Source organism: Aliidiomarina sp. B3213 (assembly GCF_003290085.1).
GTDB lineage: Bacteria > Pseudomonadota > Gammaproteobacteria > Enterobacterales > Alteromonadaceae > Aliidiomarina.
The window spans coordinates 235,030-252,213 of record NZ_QMKJ01000002.1 but is presented as its reverse complement, the minus strand read 5'-3'; the positions used below and the strand labels follow the sequence as shown (position 1 = coordinate 252,213).

The 17,184-nt window shown below is 47.1% G+C and carries 13 protein-coding genes; 10 read left to right on the top strand and 3 right to left on the bottom strand.

All coding sequences use genetic code 11. The annotated features are described in order from the left end of the window. The first annotated feature begins 18 nt into the window (after window positions 1-18). The 9 genes from guaB (at window position 19) to tadA (ending at window position 9,408) form a co-directional block, all read left to right on the top strand. A complete protein-coding gene (gene guaB, locus DQX04_RS06395) occupies window positions 19-1,485 on the top strand; it encodes an IMP dehydrogenase (RefSeq protein ID WP_111915074.1) in 1,467 nt (488 codons plus the stop codon). A 5-nt stretch (window positions 1,486-1,490) separates the two neighbouring features. Continuing rightward, a complete protein-coding gene (gene guaA, locus DQX04_RS06390; RefSeq protein ID WP_111915073.1) occupies window positions 1,491-3,068 on the top strand; it encodes a glutamine-hydrolyzing GMP synthase in 1,578 nt (525 codons plus the stop codon). Between the two features lie 4 nt (window positions 3,069-3,072). Further along, the gene (locus tag DQX04_RS12475) at window positions 3,073-4,023 is read left to right on the top strand and encodes an SGNH hydrolase domain-containing protein (protein WP_165831955.1); all 951 of its coding nucleotides are present in this window, start codon (window positions 3,073-3,075) and stop codon (window positions 4,021-4,023) included. 362 nt (window positions 4,024-4,385) lie between these two features. Beyond that, on the top strand, window positions 4,386-5,132 hold the full coding sequence (locus DQX04_RS12495) for an RHS repeat-associated core domain-containing protein (RefSeq protein WP_126266344.1): 747 nt from the start codon (window positions 4,386-4,388) through the stop codon (window positions 5,130-5,132). Beyond that, complete coding sequence (locus DQX04_RS06375; RefSeq protein ID WP_111915071.1) at window positions 5,119-5,697, top strand: hypothetical protein; 579 nt, start codon at window positions 5,119-5,121, stop codon at window positions 5,695-5,697. Before DQX04_RS12495 ends, DQX04_RS06375 begins: the two co-directional genes overlap by 14 nt. A 62-nt stretch (window positions 5,698-5,759) precedes the next feature. Next, window positions 5,760-6,707 carry an RHS repeat-associated core domain-containing protein gene (locus DQX04_RS06370; RefSeq protein ID WP_111915655.1) on the top strand — a complete coding sequence of 316 codons (948 nt, stop codon included), beginning with the start codon at window positions 5,760-5,762 and terminating at the stop codon, window positions 6,705-6,707. Next, the gene (locus DQX04_RS06365) at window positions 6,704-7,195 is read left to right on the top strand and encodes a hypothetical protein (protein WP_111915070.1); all 492 of its coding nucleotides are present in this window, start codon (window positions 6,704-6,706) and stop codon (window positions 7,193-7,195) included. Before DQX04_RS06370 ends, DQX04_RS06365 begins: the two co-directional genes overlap by 4 nt. 291 nt (window positions 7,196-7,486) lie before the next feature. Next, window positions 7,487-8,899 (top strand): Na+/H+ antiporter NhaC family protein, encoded by a 1,413-nt coding sequence (locus DQX04_RS06360; protein ID WP_111915069.1) that lies wholly within the window; start codon window positions 7,487-7,489, stop codon window positions 8,897-8,899. Next, window positions 8,896-9,408 (top strand): tRNA adenosine(34) deaminase TadA, encoded by a 513-nt coding sequence (gene tadA / locus DQX04_RS06355; RefSeq protein WP_111915068.1) that lies wholly within the window; start codon window positions 8,896-8,898, stop codon window positions 9,406-9,408. The genes DQX04_RS06360 and tadA overlap by 4 nt, the downstream gene beginning before the upstream one ends. 129 nt (window positions 9,409-9,537) lie before the next feature. On the opposite strand, the gene mltF is transcribed toward tadA, so the two are convergent. Then, complete coding sequence (gene mltF / locus DQX04_RS06350) at window positions 9,538-10,968, bottom strand: membrane-bound lytic murein transglycosylase MltF (RefSeq protein ID WP_111915067.1); 1,431 nt, start codon at window positions 10,966-10,968, stop codon at window positions 9,538-9,540. A 233-nt stretch (window positions 10,969-11,201) separates the two neighbouring features. Here mltF and purL point away from each other — a divergent pair, with 233 nt between their 5' ends. Further along, complete coding sequence (purL, locus tag DQX04_RS06340; RefSeq protein ID WP_111915065.1) at window positions 11,202-15,083, top strand: phosphoribosylformylglycinamidine synthase; 3,882 nt, start codon at window positions 11,202-11,204, stop codon at window positions 15,081-15,083. A 25-nt stretch (window positions 15,084-15,108) separates the two neighbouring features. Here the strand turns inward: purL and DQX04_RS06335 are convergent, their stop codons facing one another. Next, entirely contained in the window at window positions 15,109-16,461 is a 1,353-nt protein-coding gene (locus tag DQX04_RS06335; protein WP_111915064.1) for an alkaline phosphatase, read from the bottom strand. 16 nt (window positions 16,462-16,477) lie between these two features. After that, window positions 16,478-17,059, bottom strand: coding sequence for a DNA endonuclease SmrA (gene smrA, locus DQX04_RS06330; RefSeq protein WP_111915063.1), 582 nt, complete (start codon window positions 17,057-17,059; stop codon window positions 16,478-16,480). Window positions 17,060-17,184 lie beyond the last annotated feature (125 nt).

Sequence of the window (17,184 nt, the reverse complement as noted above, 5' to 3'; positions counted from 1 at the left end):
TAAGTGAGAGATGTTGCTATGTTACGACTTGCACAAGAAGCACTCACGTTTGACGACGTGTTACTCCTACCCGCACATTCTACCGTGCTCCCTAATCTTGCCAAACTTAATACGCGTTTAACACGCAAAATTGAGTTAAAAATACCTCTTGTATCTGCGGCTATGGATACAGTCACCGAGGCTGAGCTTGCCATTGCGCTGGCGCAAGAAGGTGGAATGGGTTTTATCCACAAAAATATGAGCATTGCTGAGCAAGCGGCTCATGTACGTCGTGTGAAAAAATATGAAAGCGGTACAGTGTCTGACCCGGTAACCGTTACGCCAGACACTACGCTACAGCAAATTAAAGCGCTTGCACACGAGCACGGCTTTCACGGCTTCCCTGTTGTCGACAACGACCGCTTAGTCGGTATTGTTACAGGCCGTGATGTGCGCTCTGAAGATTCGAGCCACCGCAGCGTTGCAGACGTGATGACGCCAGAAGAGCGTTTAATCACCGTAACCGATAAAGCCAGCAGTGAAGAAATTCTTGGCTTAATGCACAAGCATCGCATTGAGAAAATTCTAGTGGTCGACGACGCGCACCGCTTGAATGGCATGATTACCCTAAAAGACTTTGAGAAAGCAGCGAACAAACCTAATGCTTGTAAAGACGAGCAAGGTCGTTTGCGTGTAGGCGCTGCAGTTGGTGTTGGCGCGGGTACGGAAGAACGCGTAGCGGCACTGGTAGAAGCTGGCGTAGACGTTATTCTAGTCGACACTTCTCATGGTCACTCTCAAGGCGTACTCGACCGCGTACGTTGGGTTCGTGACAATTTTCCTGATATCCAATTGATCGGCGGCAACATTGCAACTGCAGAAGGCGCTATTGCTTTGGCAGACGCTGGCGCAGATGCCGTAAAAGTAGGTATTGGCCCAGGTTCAATTTGTACGACCCGTATTGTTACTGGTTGTGGTGTTCCGCAAATTACCGCGATTTCAAATGCAGTAGCGGCACTAGAAGAACGCGGTATTCCAGTCATTGCCGACGGTGGTATTCGCTTCTCAGGTGATATTGCGAAAGCGCTAGCTGCTGGCGCAAGCTGTGTCATGGTGGGTAGTATGCTGGCTGGTACTGAAGAGTCTCCAGGCGAAGTAGAGCTTTACCAAGGTCGTTACTATAAGTCTTACCGTGGCATGGGCAGCTTAGGTGCGATGAACCAAAGCCATGGTTCTTCAGACCGTTACTTCCAGTCTTCTAACCAGGCTGACAAGTTAGTACCTGAAGGCATTGAAGGACGCATCGCGTATAAAGGTCCAATTGCCAACATTATTCACCAGCAAATGGGCGGTTTGCGCTCAGCAATGGGGCTTACGGGCAGCCCAGATATCGACACACTCCGCACTAAACCTCAGTTTGTGAAGGTGACAGCTGCGGGTATGGGTGAGTCGCACGTACACGACGTGCAGATCACAAAAGAAGCTCCTAACTACAGACTAGGCTGAGGCGCATGACACAAGATATTCATCAGCATCGAATACTGATTCTTGATTTTGGTTCTCAATACACGCAACTGATTGCACGCCGTGTGCGCGAAATTGGTGTGTATTGTGAGCTTTGGGCGTGGGACGTAAGCGAAGAAGATATTCGCAACTTTAACCCGCAAGGTATTATTCTTTCAGGTGGCCCTGAAAGTGTAACTGAAGCGAACTCCCCTCGTGCGCCAGAATATGTTTTTAACGCAGGCGTGCCAGTTCTAGGTGTGTGCTACGGCATGCAAACGATGTCTGAGCAATTGGGCGGTAAAGTTCAAGGTTCGTTAGAGCGTGAATTTGGTTATGCTCGCGTAGAGCGCACAGGCGACTGTAAACTATTCGATAAAATTGAAGATGCTATTGGCGACAACGGCGCTTCAATGCTCGACGTTTGGATGAGCCACGGCGACAAAGTTATCGAAATTCCTGACGGTTTCAGTACTGTTGCGAAAACGGACACTTGCCCTCATGCAGCCATTGCTAATGAAGAAAAGCAATTCTACGGCGTTCAATTCCACCCGGAAGTAACCCATACCAAACAAGGTTTACGTATGCTCGAGCATTTCGTAACCGACGTGTGTGGTTGTGAAAAGCTATGGACCGCCGCATCGATTATTGACGACGCGGTAGAACGCATTCGTGAACAAGTGGGTAGTGGCAAAGTTATTCTTGGCCTGTCGGGCGGAGTAGACTCGTCTGTAACCGCTATGCTTTTGCACCGTGCTATTGGTTCTCAGCTTACTTGTGTCTTTGTAGACAACGGCTTGCTTCGTTTAAACGAAGGTGAGCAAGTGATGGAAATGTTCGGTGACCATTTTGGTTTGAACATTATTCGCGTTGACGCGGAAGACCGTTTCTTGTCTGCGCTTGCAGGCGAAGATGAGCCAGAAGCAAAACGTAAAATTATCGGCCGAGTGTTTATTGAAGTGTTCGACGAAGAAGCTTCGAAATTAACGGAAGTTGATTGGCTAGCACAGGGTACTATTTACCCAGACGTTATTGAATCTGCAGGTTCTAAAACGGGTAAAGCACACGTGATTAAGTCGCACCATAACGTAGGCGGCTTACCTGAAGACATGAAGATGGGTCTTGTTGAGCCATTACGCGAACTGTTTAAAGACGAAGTTCGTAAAATTGGCCTCGAACTAGGCTTGCCTTACGACATGCTTTATCGCCACCCATTCCCAGGGCCAGGCTTAGGCGTTCGTGTGTTAGGTGAAGTGAAAAAGGAATACTGCGACTTATTGCGCAGAGCCGACGCAATTTTCATTGAAGAGCTTCACAAAGCCGATTGGTATCATAAAGTAAGCCAAGCATTTGCGGTATTCCTACCCGTGAAAAGTGTTGGTGTAATGGGCGACGCACGTAAGTACGACTGGGTAGTTGCTGTACGCGCTGTGGAAACCATCGACTTTATGACCGCTCGTTGGGCACACTTACCTTACGAGTTGTTGGAACGCGTTTCGAACCGCATTATCAACGAAATCGACGGCATTTCTCGTGTGGTTTATGACATTTCGGGCAAGCCTCCTGCGACCATTGAGTGGGAGTAAGTTGTTGTTAGTACGCAAATGTTGGCTTGGCTTTATTGCTTTAGCTATGGTTGCGTGCGCAGCACCACAGACGGGGTTCGTTGCGGCTCAAATTGACGAGGCGCAACGGTACTTACCCGAAAATGACCTCTGTATTGATAGTTCATTACGGGCAAAGCAACTGACTTCTCATTGTGTGTTCGGGATGCCCAACCTTGCTTCTGATGCCGACTTTGCGGTGATTGGTGATAGCCATGCCATGGTGCTGATGGATGCAGTCAAAACCCTAGCTGAAGAGCATACTCTGACTGGGATGAATTTGACTATGAGCGGTTGCCCTCCTTTTGAATTCGCCGTACGAAGTCCCGCGCGAGAGAAGGATGTTCAATGTGAACAGTTTCGTGGGCATATACTCGAAGCAGCTAGGGCCGGTGCGCTGCCTAAAGAGCTGATTATTCATGCGCGCTGGGGGATTCACTTTAGCGCAACAAGATTTAATAACGGTGAGGGAGGCCTAGAACCGGAAGAGTATCAAGTGTTTGCAACCCCCGAAACAGCAACACTTGGTCATGAGCAAGCGTTAAGCGCTAGTTTAGAAAGCATTCTTTTAGAACTCCTTGATTCAAATTATAACGTTATTTTCGTTCACTCTGTGCCCGAAATGGGTTGGAATGTGGGAGATGAGTTGCGTAGTCTTTATGTGCATGAAGGAACTCTCGATCGCTATAGTGCGTCAGTTTCGTTACAGTCTTACATGACGAGAAACCAAGGGGTTATGGATACGGTTGCTAAAGTGGCGCAACAATTCCCAAACCAACTTCAGCAGGTTTTTCCTCACGAGTATTTTTGTGACCGTCGGAAAGAACGTTGTTTTGCGCATTTTCAGGGAGCTCCTTTATACTACGACGATGACCACGTTTCGACCGTGGGGGCCTATATACTTGTCCAGGAATTAGGAATTTTTAATGAGTTCTGATTTAGGTTGGCTGAGCCTGCTAGCGTCTCTGCTTTTGCCGGCGGAAGTTAATCGTTAAATTGATGCTGACGCCCCCAATTGCGATCATTTATTAGGAAATAATTCATATCGCCTGTTGTTTCAACTGCTGAGTGATAATCAGCTCCTCGCATCCTCATAGACTTTGAACTTCTAAAGACTCGTTTCATTCAATCGTTGACACTCCTCAACAGTTACCACGAGGTCCATGCTTTCGGTTTGCAATGCGTTCATGATATAACCTAACCACAGAGATTATCTATTCACCTAGCGGTCAATTACTGGCAGAAGGCAATAACGGCTAGTATACCAAGTATTACATCTACTTCGGTGGCACGTTGGTCGTGTATATCAAAGGAACGACGCTTTATTACGTGCATACCGACCATCTAGGTCGTCCAGAAGCGATTACCAACAGCTCAAAGAGTGTAGTATGGCGAGCAGAGCCAACAACCTTTGGAACACGAAACGTCGTTTCTAGCTCTATTGGCGCATTTAATATCGGCTTCCCAGGTCAATATTGGGATAGTGAAAAACAGAGTTGGTATAACCTCAACAGAGATTACGACCCAGAAACAGGACGGTATTTGCAGAGTGACCCGATTGGGCTTGCTGGCGGGATGAATGCTTATGCTTATGTAGAGGGGAATCCATTGATATTCTTTGATGAGCTAGGACTATGTCGAGAAGTTTCATCCTTAACTTCTGGGAGAGTGTTTCGAGTGGGATATCAGGACCCAAATAATCCAAACACTGGCTTAGGGTGGAGAATCTCCATTATGAACAGTGATGGTCAAACGTATGACCAATATGGCCATATGGACCCAGGTTCAACTGTAGCGGTAGGTACTATTGTGAATGTTGGAGATGTGATTGGCAGCTACGCTGATCCAACAAATGGACGCTCGTCAGGTCCTCATGTACACCATGAAAGAAGAAACTCGTCTGGGGGTATTGTAGACCCCGGAACTCAGTCCCCTCTCAGTAATGGAGTAGCGACAAGTATGTTCGGCGAAACAGATAGCATGCATTCCAATCCACACCAAGGTAATGATTGGGTTGATAGCGGAGGGGATTGTGGCTGTAGTTAATAAACTTTTGATGAGCCTTTCACTATTTTTGGGCGCTGAAAGTGGTGTATCAAATTGTAATGACAATATTTTGAAGATTCTCGAAGTGTCTCCAGAAAGTTGCCAATTAGAAATTCTTAATGAGAATTGGGGAGTATCTAAGTATTCAATAAGTAATTTCGAGGGAGCTACCGTCTTTTTGTCAGTAACCGAAGATGAAAACCTATTGATTTCACCGGCGATGGAAGGGGAGGTCGTCCTTTTGGAAAACGAGGAAAGGATTCTCGTAGTGGGTCAAAGCGCTCACCATATTGTTCAGAACAGTTATCTTTTTGATTCCAATCTAAGAGAGATTAAGAGGATAGACCATGAACCGATTTCATATTTTGGAGTCAGTGATGATGATGCAATATTTTGGTTAGTTATGAATAAAGTGGAGGAGCAACCAGTCTCTTATGTGAGAGTTTTTGATTCAAATGGTAAAGCTATTGGGTCTTTTAGAGCTGAAGCCGAAGAAGATAAAATTATCGTGTTCCAAGGTCGAGAATATAACATTCAAGTTCTTAAGCCTGAGATTCCAGGGTGATTCTTATACATAAAGCCGGCAATGTATTTCAACGCACCTACACGTACAACGATGATAACCGAATGGCGAGCATGACATATCAATATGGTGCAGGGTCGAGTCTAACGACAAACTATGTATATAACGCATTAGGGCAACGTGTTCGTAAGTCAGGCGGTGCGGCAACTGCCACAGACTTCATCTATTCCCCTAGCGGTCAATTACTGGCAGAAGGCAATAACGGCCAGTATACCAAGTATTACATCTATTTCGGTGGCACTTTGGTCGGGTATATCAAAGGAACAACCCTTTATTATGTGCATACCGACCATCTAGGTCGTCCTGAAGCGATTACGAACAGCTCCAAGAGTGTAGTATGGCGAGCAGAGCCAACAACCTTTGGAGTCAGAAACGTTGTTTCTAGCTCTATTGGCGCATTTAATATCGGCTTGATTACGGGCATCCTGCCCTTCACCCATGCGGGCCATGCTTCGCATGTTCAAAATCGTTCCATACGATTTTGTCCCGGCCAATACTGGGACAGCGAAAAGCAGAGTTGGTACAACCTCAATCGTGATTATGACCCCGAAACAGGACGGTATTTGCAGAGCGACCCGATTGGGCTTGCGGGTGGTTTTAATACTTATGTTTATGTTGGAGGAAACCCCGTAAACCTTATCGATCCATTAGGGTTGGCACAGATTTGCAGTCGACCATTAATGGATTTTAACAAGCAGTGGGGTCCCTTCCGTCACGATCAAATTTTCTATGAAAATGGTGAAAATAGTGGTTATTTCTCAGAAACCGACGCCGTAGTTGGACCTGGTGTTGTTCAAGAAGACGATGATGACCGCTATCAGTGTGAAGCAAAGGAATACGACGACGAACTATTAAAAAACGCTGAGGAGCGTGTCCAAACTTACTTTAGCCCTGAATACAATTTAGCAACTAATAATTGCCAGCATTATGTTCAAGAGGTATTGCGGATTTATGACAATATGCAGCGAGACTTGAGGTACGGAATTCAATGAAAACTTCAAAATGGTACATCCTGATTCTAGTATTAGTAATCATTGTTTCACCTTTGCACTGGTATTCGAAATGGCAACTAAAGCATTTCGAGTACGGGGGCGTTGTGGGGTTTATAGCGTCTGTTTTCTATACACCGAGTGATTTTCGTGATGTTTTGTGGTCTGGGATGCTATATCCTAACGAAACATATAATTTGAGCCTCTCCCACAATTATTTGGGGGGACATGAGGTCAGGGTTGTTTATGATTTAACGACCAGCGCAAGCACTTTTGATGTTCATTTTAGCTGTGAAAGCGGTTTTTATAAACAATTTAAATCTAGTCACATGGGAAATATTACCTCATCTGAGCGCACAATGAGCCCTGTTGCTTTTGGAGGTTATCAAGTTAGTGATCTTTCCGATTTTGAAAATTGCGCGATAAAAATCGACAGTGATACTTTGGATGGTCCATTTTTCGTTTATTTCAGAAAGGGTTACCCATTATGAGCTTGTGGTTTTCAAATTAAAATCGCGACTAGGGCACTGAGCCTTAGCAATAGAATCTGATTATACCAGTATCTTTTAATCTTTGGAGCGAGCCTTGTATCTCGGCTTTGGCAAAGTGAATCTGCCTTTCATTGTTAGCTGCTTATAACCTACGCTTCTAAGTTATTACCGCCCCTTAACCTGTGCCTTTTTTCTTCGTGATATAATCGTGGCATGATGAGAACCGCGCTTGAGAACATTATGTTTCAGTTGCTGCGGTTTTTTACTGTTTAGAGAAAATAAGGCTCGTTCATGAGTACAGAACTAGGTTGGTTAAGCCTGCTTCCATCTTTGTTGGCAATATTTGTGGCTATTGCAACACGCCGTGTAATTATTGCCTTACTGGGTGGGGTGCTGTTGGCGCATTATCTATGGCTTGAGTACGACGCTGTTGCTGGAGCCGTTTCTGCCGCATTAAGTTTGCATGAAAAGCTTTTAGACCCCGGAAATATATTAATTTGGGGATTTACCTTAGCCATTGGAGCGCTTTTTGGCGTTCTTGAGCAAGGCGGTACGTTTCAACATTTTGTACAGGCACTTGAAAACAAGAAGTGGGTGCATAGCCCTAGACGTGCGCGTTTGTTTACTTGGATTCTAGGCGTCGTCACTTTCATTGAGTCTAACGTTTCTATAATGACTTCGGGCACTACCTCACGGCCTATTTATGACCGCTTGGGCATGAGCCGCCAAAAGCTAGCTTATATTATCGACTCCACTTGTGCGCCGGTATGTATTCTGATTCCTTTAAATGCATGGGGTGCTTTTAACTTGGGGTTAATTGGACAACAGAATATAGAAAACCCTTTAACTACGCTTGCTGTTTCTGTGGTGCTTAATGCATACGCGGTATTCGCACTATTTCTGGCGCTTTGGGTGGCATGGAGTGGTTGGAACTTTGGCCCCATGAAAAAGTATGAAGTTGCTGCAAAACGCGCTCACGTAGAAAGCCAGATCGCGCAAACAGCAAATAGCGTTGTGAATAAGCGAGCCACCATTACGGTAATTGCTTCTTTGGCGCTTATGGTGCTTATGGTACCTATTATGCTGTTCGTAACTGGCGAAGGCTCTTTTGTGGAAGGCGACGGCATGCTCAGCGTGTTCACTGCAATTTACATTGCCCTTGCAATTGCCATAGTGGGAACCTTTATCAGTTTTCCGAAATCTGCGAATAAAATTGCCTACGGTATTGGCCATGGGGTGATTAAAATTCTCCCCCTTGCCGTGATTCTTTGGCTCGCTATTGCGCTTGGAGACATCACGCGTACTCTAGGTGCGGGGCAATACCTTACTCAGCTCATTAACGAGAGTTTGCCGGTGTATTTGTTGCCTGCATTAGTATTTATTCTCTCGGCAGTTACAGCCTTTGCCATAGGCTCAAGTTGGGGAACCTTCGCCCTCATGTTGCCTTTAGCTATACCATTGGCTCTGGGCTTGGGAATGCCTGTACCGCTGCTTATTGGTGCTGCTTTAGCGGGTGGTATTTTTGGCGACCACGCTTCACCTATTAGTGACACGACTATTATCGCTTCATTGGCTTCCGGTGCTGAACATATTTCGCATGTGCGTACTCAGTTACCGTACGCTATGTTGGCAGCAGGCATGACCATTGTATTTTATTTAATTGCAGGCTTCTTCGTGCAATGGCAAGGACTAAACCCAGGATGACAGAGCTAGACCAAGCTTTTATGCAAGAGGCGTTAGCTGAAGCGCAAAAAGCCGAAGCTATTGGCGAAGTTCCTGTGGGCGCTGTTGTGGTGCATCGTGGAGAGGTTATTGCGCGCGGTCATAACCAAGTAATTACTCAGCTCGACCCTTCCGCTCATGCGGAAATGATAGCCCTGCGCGAAGCTGCCAAAGTTATTGGTAATTACCGGATTGAAGATACCACTTTGTATGTCACCTTAGAGCCATGCCCGATGTGTGCGGGTTTACTCGTTCATAGTCGTATCAGTCGTTTGGTTTTTGGGGCGTATGACTTGAAAACAGGTTCGGCGGGAAGCTTAATGAACTTGGTCAAGCACGACGCGCTGAACCATCAAGTTGAGGTGGAAAGCGGTGTACTCGAAGATGAGTGCGCGACAATTTTAAGCGATTTTTTTAAGCATCGCCGCGCTCAGAAGAAGCGTCTGCGCCAGCTATCTCAACATACTCAGGATCTAGACAAACCGGAGTAGAACGCCCCTTGGCTCCGCCCTCTGTAAGGTGAAACCACTTCTGCCTGCGCTCTACAATGCGTTTGGCTTGTTTGCGGTTGCGTTGATGACGTCTTTCGTTGCGTTTAAAACGTTTGCCTACAATTCGCATTAGTCCTCCAACACAATATTGTTCGCCTGTCTGCTATCAGAGTCACCATAAGGTATCCGACCCTGTTCATCAAGCCATCTCATCGTGTCGTAATAGCGTCTAATATTACCGACATATCTTACGGGTTCGTCGCCTCTAGCGTAGCCATAACGAGTGGTTCGATAGTATTGTTTTTGGCGCAGTAACGGTAAACGCTCTCGAACGTCTACCCAGTAGTCCGGGTTGCCACCTTGGCGTTCGGTGATGATTCTCGCGTCATTTAAATGACCAAGTCCCACGTTATATGCCGCAAGTGCAAACCAAGTACGGTCTGGTTCTGCTATGCGTGCGGGTATGCGTTGTTTCATGCGCGCTAAATATTGTGAGCCACCGCGAATGCTCTCTTCTGCGTCTAGTCGGCTGCGTACATTGACTGAGCGAGCTGTAGGTAGAGTAAGCATCATCATGCCGCGAACACCTGTTGGCGAGCGCGCCCATGGGTTCCAGTGAGACTCTTGGTAACTTACTGCCGCTAACAAACGCCAGTCTAAGTCGCCTGCATGCTCTTGGAACATCGGTAAATATTCTGGTAAGCGCTCTTCTACTGCTTCAATGAATAAGCGTGTGTCCACGTAGTTAAATTCTTCCACGTGACCAAAGTAACGGTCGGCTAGTTTGTCGATGTAACCACTGTTATGACGCGCACCCAAATACTCAATGGCCGATGCATATAAACTGTCGTCCGCTTCTTGAGGAAACGCCCAAGCCAAGGGTACGTTCTCGCGTACGGTAAATGCCACGCTCAGGTCGGGGTAATAGCGGCGCTTAATATCTAAATGGTGCGAATCGACTATGGTGAAGTCGACAGTTTCGTCCATGACTTGCTCGAGTAGTTCGTCGCTGTCATACAGGTGTGTGGTAGTCCAATCTAAATGCGGGTAAAGGTTGTGAATACGCGTAAGCAATTCCTGGTGGCTGCTTTGTGTGACCACGCGAATTTTACCGTTCACTTCAGACCAATCTCTGGGCCGGTCGCGCGAGCCTTGCAGATACACAAGTTTTTGCTCGATATGGTGATAGGCAGGTGAAAAGCGGACACGTTCGCGTCGGTCGTCGGTAACGTCTAAACCTGCAGCTAGGAAGTCGACTTGACCGCTGTCTAAAAGCTGCCAAAGTTCACGTAAATCTACAGCTGTTGTGACTTCAAGTTCTACGTCTAATTCTTGCGCTAAGCCTTGCGCGAGTTCGTACTCAAAACCACTAGAAACTTCATTGCGCACCATGTAATTGGTGGGATTCATGAGCGTGCCAATTCTCAGCACCCCACGTTCTTGAATTTTGTCTAAACGAGACATTTCAATGGGGTCTGGTGTACACGCAATCAATAACGCGAGTATCCACGATACTCCGAGAACACGCCATAACCTTGGCTTACTCACGTTAATTTGCATAGTTTTTTCCGTTTCAAAGTTTCATTAGAGACTATTTATCTTTTATAAGTACCGTTGTGGACTGAGATAAAAATAGCCACCGGCATTGGAACTTATGGACGATAATCAGTCTTTGGTTATTTATATCATTTAATGAGGTGATTTGCATAAGCTTGATTGTCGCAAATTGTTGCATAAACACGTATAATGTTCGCCCATCTAAACTCCCCCAACAATTAGCTGGAGCCAAGCGCGTGATCATAGTTCAAGGTGCCTCTGTTCTATCTTCGTTTAAAGCCGAAAAAATCCTCTCGTCGCTGAATAAAGCGGGTTTTCAATGTAAAGCAGTTCGTGCAGAACAAGTCTTTTTTCTGCATGGGCAAACGCCAGATATAGCGCTTTCAAAAGAAGACACCGAGCGTTTGTCGGCTATTCTTAGCGGCGAAGTCATTCATGACCTTCAGCTCACCGCAGACCAACGCTTAGTCTTGCCTCGACTAGGCACAATTTCACCATGGTCGTCGAAGGCTACCGACATTATTCATAACTGTGGGTTTTCCGTGATTCAACGCGCAGAGCGCGGTGTCGTGTGGAGTTTTGACGGAGTTGAACATAGCCAAATTTCTGATGCTGCAAAATTTGTTTTTGACCGCATGACAGAAGTCGCGGTTGCAGAAGTGCCTTCAGAACAAGTGTTGTTCGCAGAGCAAAAGCCTGGCCATTTAAAAACCGTAGATATTCTTAGCGGTGGGCGTAAAGCACTAGCCACTGCCAACGTTGAAATGGGTTTGGCACTTGCGGAAGACGAGATTGATTATCTTGTTGAAAGATTCTCTGAGCTGCAACGTAATCCTACCGACGTTGAGCTGTATATGTTTGCGCAAGCGAACTCTGAACATTGCCGCCATAAAATATTCAACGCGGATTGGACGATTGATGGTGTAGAACAGCCCAAATCGTTGTTCAAAATGATTAAGCGCACATTCGAAGCAACACCAGACTATGTGTTGAGCGCATACAAAGATAACGCTGCAGTTATGGAAGGCAGCATGGCGGGGCGTTTTTATCCGAATAGTGAACATGAGTATCGTTACCATGGCGAGCCGGTTCATATTCTTATGAAAGTGGAAACGCATAACCATCCAACGGCTATTTCTCCATACCCTGGAGCTGCTACGGGCTCTGGTGGTGAAATTCGTGACGAAGGCGCAACGGGTATCGGTTCTAAGCCGAAAGCGGGTCTTACAGGATTCTCAGTGTCGAACCTGCAAATTCCAGGGTTTGAACAACCGTGGGAAAAGCATTACGGCAAACCAGACCGCATTGTTACCGCTCTGCAAATTATGACGGAAGGCCCATTGGGTGGCGCGGCGTTCAATAACGAATTTGGTCGTCCGAATTTGCTTGGCTATTTCCGTACATTCGAAGCGAATGTAGATAGCTTTGCCGGACAAGAGGTTCGTGGTTATCACAAGCCGATTATGATTGCTGGTGGCCTAGGCAACATTAAAGAAGAGCACGTGCAGAAGGGCGTAATTCCGAATGGTGCGCCGCTTATCGTGCTAGGTGGTCCTGCTATGAACATCGGTCTTGGGGGCGGTGCTGCCTCTTCGATGGCATCGGGTCAGTCTGACGAAGACTTAGACTTTGCTTCTGTGCAGCGAGACAACCCAGAAATGGAGCGTCGCTGCCAAGAGGTTATTGACCGTTGCTGGCAAATGGGTAAAAACAACCCGATCGTATTTATCCATGACGTGGGCGCAGGTGGGCTTTCTAACGCATTACCAGAACTTGTAGACGACGCTGGCAAAGGCGGTAGTTTCAAACTTCGCGAAGTTCCGAATGACGAGCCTGGAATGCCACCAGTAGCTGTGTGGTGTAACGAGTCTCAAGAACGTTATGTACTGGCAGTAGCACCTGAAAACTTAGAATTGTTTGAACAGATTTGTCATCGTGAGCGAGCGCCTTTTGCGGTTGTTGGTGAAGCGACAGAAGAGCGTGACTTGAAGCTTTATGATGAAGTTTTTGATAATTACCCAGTAGACATGCCTCTGGATGTTCTTTTGGGTAAAGCGCCGAAAATGCACCGTGACGTGCAAAGCAGCAGTGCAAAAGGTGACGCATTTAATGCGCAAAATGTAGATATTAACGAAGCATTTGAGCGCGTGCTCAGATTGCCTACTGTTGCGGAGAAAACCTTCTTAATTACCATTGGCGACCGTTCTGTAACTGGTTTAGTTGCGCGTGACCAAATGGTTGGCCCATGGCAAATACCTGTGGCAGATTGCGCGGTAACCGCAGCTTCATTCGACAGCTATGCCGGTGAAGCGATGTCGATGGGTGAGCGCACTCCAATTGCGTTGCTTAACCATGCGGCTTCAGCGCGTATGGCTGTGGGCGAAGCTTTAACGAATATCGTGGGCACCGAAATTGGTGACTTAAAACGTGTGAAGCTTTCTGCAAACTGGATGGCGGCAGCGGGTCACCCTGGTGAAGATGCCGGTTTATATGAAGCAGTCAAAGCTGTTGGTGAAGAGCTTTGCCCTGCGCTTGGAATTACTATTCCAGTAGGTAAAGACTCGATGTCGATGAAAACGGCATGGCAAGAGCAAGACGAAGAAAAATCAGTGACTGCGCCGTTAAGCCTTGTTATCTCCGCATTTGCACGCGTAACGGATATTCGCAAAACGGTAACTCCGCAATTAAAACCCGAGCAAGGTGGAAAGCTAGTGTTGCTAGACCTTGGACGTGGACAGAACCGAATGGGCGGCTCTGCGTTAGCGCAAGTTTATGAGTCGATTGGACATACTGCACCAGACGTAGACCAACCAGAAGTGCTTTCGGTGTTCTTCAATGCGGTGCAAAAGCTGGTTGCTGCGCAGCAACTGATTGCTCTACACGACCGTTCAGACGGCGGACTTTTAACAACTGTTACCGAAATGGCTTTCGCAGGTCATTGTGGCGTTCGTGTGCACACGCCAGAAGGCGCGAATCCGCAGGAATTCTTGTTTAATGAAGAACTTGGAGCTGTACTGCAGGTGTCGGAAGACGCCCTTGCAAGCTTGCGGGCAGACTTCACCGCTGCCGGTATGGGAGAAATGGTGGTTGAACTTGGTGAAGTGTCCGAAGCAGATGAAGTTGTTGTTGAAGCAGAAGGGGAGCAAGTGTTCCAAGCTAAGCGCTCAACATTGCGTACGATTTGGGCTGAAACTACGCACCAAATGCAAATGCTACGCGACAACCCTGAGTGTGCTAAAGAAGAGTTTGCAGTTAAATCAGACGCAAGCAACCCAGGACTGTTCGCAGACCTAACTTATGATCCAGCACAAGACATTGCAGCGCCATACATTAACAAAGGTGTAGCGCCTAAAGTTGCGATTTTGCGTGAGCAAGGCGTGAACTCGCACTATGAGATGGCTGCAGCATTCGACAGAGCAGGCTTTAAAGCTGTTGATGTTCACATGAGTGACATTATTGCCGGTCGCGTAGACTTAACAGACATGCAAGTACTCGCTGCTTGTGGTGGCTTCTCGTATGGCGACGTACTCGGTGCTGGCGGAGGCTGGGCGCGCTCTATTTTATACAATGAAAATGCACGCAAAGCTTTCGAGAATTACTTTAACCGCGGCGACACATTGTCGTTGGGTGTGTGTAATGGTTGCCAAATGTTGTCAACGCTACACGACTTAATTCCAGGTACAGAAGATTGGCCTAATTTTGTCACGAACCGCTCCGAGCGCTTCGAAGCTCGCGTAGCCATGGTGGAGGTGCAAAATACAAACTCACCTTGGTTTGACGGCATGGAAGGTTCAAAAATGCCTATCGCTGTTTCTCATGGTGAAGGTCGTGCGTTGTTCCGTTCGGCGGAAGACGAAGCTTCATTGGCGAAACGTAACGGTGTTGCGTTGCGCTTCATCGACAACACTGGAAGCGTTACTGAGCAATACCCGTTAAACCCGAATGGTTCTGCTGGTGGTTTAACAAGTGCGGTGAGTAAAGACGGTCGAGTGGCCATTATGATGCCTCACCCTGAACGTGTGTTCAGAGCTGTAGCGAACTCTTGGTATCCGGATGCTTGGAAAGAAGACGGTGCTTGGACGCGGTTATTTAGAAACGCTCGCGTAGCTTTGAAATAAGCTACGCGACCTAGTCAAAATGCGCTCATTCAGAGCGCATTTGAATCCATTCAATATACTGGTTGGCTATGTCGGTGTGGTCTTGGAAACCGAGAAATTCATGTTTCCATGGCCCTACTGCGTACACAGGAACGTCTTCGCCGGTGTGTCCTGACGTGGTGTAACCTGAACCTGTATGAAAGCGAACGATGCTAATAAGAAGATCGTGTAGAGCTTTTTGCTGAAAGCCACCTTCCAACGTTTTAATGCGATCAAACTCGGCTTGATGCTCAGAGCTAAGTGGGAAAGGCATATGCTCGGTTAAAAAGCTGTCCCAATCCACGGCAGGTAAGTCCATAAGCTGCGTTTCGATATAGCTGTAGCTGTGTTGAATACGCGCTACCTGCGCCGCACGCCATTGATACTCACCGTCAGCACCTAATGTTAAACCACCCGTAGAGTGATCAGCGGTCATCACCAGCATCGTGTCGTTTACACTTTCGACGTAGTCTGCAAGCCAGTCGAAGGCAATCTCTAAATCTTGCATTTCATGCATAGCGCAGGCGATGTCGTTGGCATGCCCACACCAGTCAATCATCGACGCTTCAATGAGAAGTACGAAAGGTTGGTCTTGGGACTCTAACAAGCGAATTCCATTTTCAACCATTTGGCGCAGGCGTGGCTTATCGTCGATAACAAATGGGAAGTTCTTTTCATAGAACAGGCCAGTCAAAGGCAATTGTTGTTGAGCCGATAATGCGTCCATATCTTCTATAACGTGCATACCTTGAGATGACATGTCTGCAAGTAAATCTACACGTTCACCGTTTTCTGTGTCGTAACGGAAATAGCTACTTCCGCTACCTAGAAGTAAGTCGAACTTCCAGCTTCCTGCTTCTGTTTGTTGCGCGAACTGGCGCGCAATTTCATGCTCTTCTCGGCGAGAGTTTACGTTCGTAAAAAATGAAGCGGGGGTTGCATGCGTAACGCGTGTAGTTGCAATGGCACCAGTCAGGAAACCATGTTCTTTGGCATAATCCATCATGGTCATTAAAGGTTCGCGCAGAGTGCTAACGCTGATTGCGCCATTATAGGTTTTAACACCGGTGGCAATAGCTGTGGCACCTGCAGCAGAGTCAGTGACTAGGGTGTCGTCTGCAGGATAAGTACTCGCAAGACCCACTAAGTGACGGTCTAGGGCGGTGGCTCGAATGTCGGCGGCTGATGTCATGCCTCTACCGTCTTTAAAATAACGGTAAGCCGTCGTGTATGGCATGCCCATACCGTCGCCCACGATAATAATGAGGTTTTCAGGCGTTTCGGAATTGCTTTGCGCTAATGCCGGCTGCGCTATGAGTATTCCGGCGGCTATGAATAAGCTTTGTAAAAGACGGTTCATGATCAAGTTTCCAAATTTATCGTTTACGATTCTGTTCTCGGTTTTCTAGTTTACTCAGCATATTTTTCTGAATCATGACATAGGTTGCTCCGTAACCTCCATGCTGGCGTTGAGCCGTATGAAAAGCAAGAACATGGTCTAAGTCTTTCAACCATTGGTTGCATAGGCTTTTGAGTAACGCGGGTTGCTCGGCGCTATATTTCCCTGTGCCGTGAACAATGCGACAAGTGCGAATGCCTCGTCGGTAACAGTCTGCGATAAAACGAGCCACTTCACTTCTCGCTTGTTTTGCACGCATGCGGTGAAGGTCTAAGTCTGCGTCGACAGGATACTTTCCGCGTTTAAGTTGCCGAAATACCCCGTCTTGAACGCCTGGTCGACGCCATTCAATAATACCGTCTGGTTCTACCCATTCGTGTACCTGATCGGACAAACCTTCACCTGGATCTTTTTTCTCGATGGCGGTTGCTGCAGCTCTGCGGGCTGCATGTGTTTCACTTTTTTCCACACCATAACGGGTGTTAGCAACCGGCTCTTGCTTGAGCGGAGTGACGTCTTGCATTAATTCGCGAAAGATATCTGCTTCGTCTTCCTTCATGCTTCCCTCCCACTTCAGACCGACAACATTTTATCAGAATAGCCATGAAGAAGCAGACAAAAAATGGGGTCAGAGCACCAAGTGCTCTGACCCCCTGAGGGATTTTCAAAAACCTCATAAAAAAT